The following is a 3,996-nucleotide window of genomic DNA, read 5'->3' as shown; positions in this document are numbered from 1 at the left end:
CCGATCGCGCCGAGCGCGCGGAACGCGTCCTCCCACGGCACGTCGCCGTGCCCGGTCGAGACGAAGTCCCACCCGCGACGCGGGTCCCCCCACGGCAGGTGCGAGCCGAGGATGCCCGATCGACCCGTCGCCGGCCGCAGGCGCGTGTCCTTGCAGTCGACGTGATAGATCCGGTCCGCGAAGTCGGTGATGAAGCCGATCGGATCGACCCCCTGCCAGAACATGTGGCTCGGGTCCCAGTTCAGGCCGAACGCCTCCCGGTGCTCGATCGCCTCGAGCGTGCGCACGGTCGTCCAGTAGTCGTACGCGATCTCGGACGGATGCACCTCGTGCGCGAACCGCACGCCCTCGCCGTCGAACACGTCGAGGATCGGGTTCCACCGGGTCGCGAAATCCTCGTAGCCGGCGTCGATGCGCTCGGCCGGCACGGGCGGGAACATCGCCACGTACTGCCAGATGCTCGACCCCGTGAAACCCACGACCGTGTCGATCCCGAGCTTGCGGGCCACGCGCGCCGCGCGCTTCATGTCCTCCGCGGCGCGCTGCCGCACCCCCTCGGCCTCGCCGTCGCCCCACACGTACGGGCGCACGATCGCCTGGTGTCGGAAGTCGATCGGGTCGTCGCACACCGCCTGACCGGCCAGGTGGTTCGAGATCGCCCACGCCTTGAGCCCGTGACGGTCGAGGATCTCGAGGCGAGAGCGGACGTACTCGTCGTCCTCGTCCGCCCGCTTCAGGTCGAGGTGGTCGCCCGACGCCGCGATCTCCAGCCCGTCGTAGCCCCACTCCGCCGCGAGACGCGCGACCTCCTCGAACGGCAGGTCGGCCCACTGGCCGGTGAACAGCGTGACGGGGTGCGAGGCGTCGCTCATGTCGTTGCTCCTTCGGAAGGGATGTCGATCCAGCGGTCTTCGACGGCGGCGGCGAGCACGGCCTCGGTCAGCACGGCGGCGCGGGCGCCGTCCGCGAAGCGCGGCAGACCGCCGGGTTCCTCGCCGCGGACGGCGGCGTAGGTGTCGCGGGCGAACGCCGTGAACGCGTCGAGGTACCCCATCGGGTGCCCGGACGGCACGACCGACAGGCGCGCGGCATCCGTGGACAGGACGCCCGCATCGCGCGAGAGGACCCGCGACGCGTCGCGCCCGCCGAGCCACAGCTCGTCCGGGTGCTCCTGATCGAACGCGATCGCGCCGGCGCTGCCCGACACCTCGATCGTCAGGGCGTTCTTGCGCCCCGCGGCGACCTGCGACACCAGCAGCGATCCGATCGCGCCGCCCGCCGTCTCCACGACGACCGCCACGGCGTCCTCCGTCGTGACCGTGGAACCGGCGCGCTCGGGATACGCGGTCTGCGTGCGCGCGGCGATCCGGGCGATCCGGTCCCCCGCGACGAACTCGAGCAGGTCGACCAGGTGCGAGCCGATGTCGCCGAAGGCGCGCGAAGCCCCACCCGCCACCGGATCGACGCGCCAGTTCTGCTCGCCGGGCTCGAGCAGCCAGTCCTGCAGGTACGAGCCGCGCAGGGTCAGCATGCGCCCGATGTCGCCCGCCGCGACCCGCGCGCGCGCCTCGCGCGCCATCGGGTGGAAGCGGTAGACGAACGGCACCGTCGCGACGACGCCCCCGGCCGCCCCGACAAGCCGCACGGCATCGGCGGCGGTCGTCGCGAGGGGCTTCTCGCACACCACGTGCGTGCCGGCGCCGATCACCGCGAGCGACTGCTCGAGGTGCCACCGGTTGGGCGAGCACACGTGCACGACGTCGACGCGGTCGATCAGCTCCTCGAGCGACGCGGCGGCGTGCGGCACGGCGAGCTCGGCGGCCGCCTGCGCCGTGCGATCCGGTGCCGACGACAGGATCGCCTCGACGTGCGCGCCCGCGGCGCGCGCGGCATGCGCGTGCGTACGCGCCATGAACCCGCCGCCGACGATCCCGACCCGCAGGGTCCCCGCACCTGAGCTCACTTGACCGCTCCCGCCGACAGTCCGGAGATGAGGTGGCGCTGCACGATCAGGAAGCCGATCAGCACGGGCAGCGACACGACGACGGACGCGGCCATCATCTGGTTCCAGTAGACATCCGTCTGCGACGCGTAGGCGCGCAGGCCGATCGAGAGCGTGCGCGTGTCGGCGTTCGTCAGCACGCTCGCGAACAGCACCTCGCTCCAGGACGTGATGAAGCAGTACACCGCCACGGCGATGATGCCGGGGCGCGCCACCGGGAGCACCACGCGCACCAGGGCACCGAAGCGGCCGAGGCCGTCGATCATCGCCGCCTCCTCGAGCGCGCGCGGCATCGCGGCGAAGAAGCCCGACAGCATCCAGATCGAGAACGGCAGCGAGAACGTCATGTACGTGATGATCAGGCCGAGGTAGCTGCCGTTGAGCTGCACCCCCACCGTCCGCTGGATCTGCGTGAAGATCAGGTACAGCGGCAGCAGGAACAGGATGCCCGGGAACATCTGCGTCGACAGCACGATCAGGCTGAAGCTGCGCGCGCCCGGGAAGCTGAACCGCGACAGCGCGTACGCCGCCAGGATCGCCAGGATCACCGACAGCGTCGTCGCGAACACGGTCACGATCAGGCTGTTGGTGAAGTAGTGCGCCAGCGGGACGGTCGTCCAGATGTCGACGTACGGCTGGAACGTGATCTCCGACGGGAACCACTGGAACAGGCCGCGCACATCCTGGAGCGGCTTGATCGAGGTCGTCAGGATCACGTACAGCGGCACGACCACGATGAGCGTGAGGAACACGAGCCCGAAGGCCCGGAGGATGCGGAACCCGCGCGTCTCAATCATCGACCGTCTGTCCCTTCGGCAGGACGAGCCGGATGTAGAACGCCGACGCGATCAGCAGCACGATTAGCAGCAGGACGCTGAGGGCGCCGCCCACGCCGAAGTTCCAGTTGTTGAAGGACTGCTGATAGATGAGCGGGGAGATCAGGGTCGCCTCCTCGGGCGAGGCGGGGCCGAACAGCAGGTACGGCACGTCGAACTGGTTGAACACCCACAGGCTGAGCATGAGCAGCAGCACCACGTTGGCGTGCCGGATCATGGGCAGAGTGATGCCGGTGAACTGCTTCCACAGGCTCGCGCCGTCGAGCGAGGCGGCCTCGTAGACCTCGTCCGGGATGGACTGCAGCGCCGCCAGCAGCATCAGGAACGCGAACGGCCAGAACTGCCATACGGTGACGACGATCACCACGATGAGCGAGTTGCCTCCGAGCAGCCAGAACGGCCGCTCCGACAGCACCCCCAGGTCGTCGACGAGCAGGCGGTTGAGCATGCCGTCGCGCTGGTTGAAGATGAACGCCCACGCGATGGTGGTCACGAACCCCGGCAGCGCGTAGGGCACGAGGAAAAGCGTGCGCAGCACGCCGTTGCCGCGGAACTTCGAGTTCAGCAGCACCGCCGCGAAGATGCCGAGCGACCACGCGATGGCGACCACGACGACCGTGTAGAACACGGTGCGCAGCAGGGCGGCGTAGAACTGGCTGCCGATGGGCCCGGCCGGATCCAGGCTCGTGAGGAAGTTCTGCAGGCCGATGAAGGGCGCTGCCACCCAGTTGGCGATCGACAGCTGGGTGAGCGAGAGGAAGGCGATCCACACGCCGAGCAGCATCGGGATGATGTGGATCAGCAGCTCCATCACCCCTGCGGGGGCGATGAGCGCGTACGGGAAGAGCGTGCGGCGCCGGCGGCGGGTGGTGGCGGGGGTGGGCCCGCGGCCCCGGCGCCCGGTGGTGATCACCTCCGTCGCGGAGGTCGGGGCGGTGGCGTGCGTGGTCATCCTGACTCCCATGCTCGGAGCGTGCTTCGCGGAGATCGTTCGGGCAGGGCTTCTCCTCCCGGGTGCGGCGCGTGGCGCGCACCCCGGGACGGAGACCGGATCGATCAGCTGGCCGGCATCTGCGCTTGCGCGTCCTCGAGCGCGGCGCGGACGTCGTCCTCCGTGACCTCCTCGCCCTGCGCGATGTCGGCGAACAAGCGGGCGAT

The 3,996-nt window shown here is 70.0% G+C and carries 4 protein-coding genes; all 4 read right to left on the bottom strand.

The features are described 5' to 3' along the window. Positions 1 to 872: sugar phosphate isomerase/epimerase (locus RIF89_RS11740; RefSeq protein ID WP_309069291.1), on the bottom strand; the 872-nt coding region annotated here is incomplete at its 3' end. Then, positions 869 to 1,963 (bottom strand): Gfo/Idh/MocA family oxidoreductase, encoded by a 1,095-nt coding sequence (locus tag RIF89_RS11735; RefSeq protein ID WP_309069290.1) that lies wholly within the window; start codon positions 1,961 to 1,963, stop codon positions 869 to 871. The genes RIF89_RS11740 and RIF89_RS11735, both read right to left, overlap by 4 nt. Next, positions 1,960 to 2,799: a carbohydrate ABC transporter permease gene (locus tag RIF89_RS11730; protein WP_203136742.1), complete on the bottom strand. Its 840-nt coding sequence runs from the start codon at positions 2,797 to 2,799 to the stop codon at positions 1,960 to 1,962. Before RIF89_RS11730 ends, RIF89_RS11735 begins: the two co-directional genes overlap by 4 nt. Then, on the bottom strand, positions 2,792 to 3,790 hold the full coding sequence (locus RIF89_RS11725) for a sugar ABC transporter permease (RefSeq protein ID WP_309069289.1): 999 nt from the start codon (positions 3,788 to 3,790) through the stop codon (positions 2,792 to 2,794). The genes RIF89_RS11730 and RIF89_RS11725 overlap by 8 nt, the downstream gene beginning before the upstream one ends. Positions 3,791 to 3,996: the final 206 nt, after the last annotated feature.

Source organism: Microbacterium sp. (genome assembly GCF_031178525.1).
Classification (GTDB): domain Bacteria; phylum Actinomycetota; class Actinomycetes; order Actinomycetales; family Microbacteriaceae; genus Microbacterium.
Note: the sequence above shows the minus strand (reverse complement) of the source record. Positions and strands in the feature narration are given on the sequence as shown.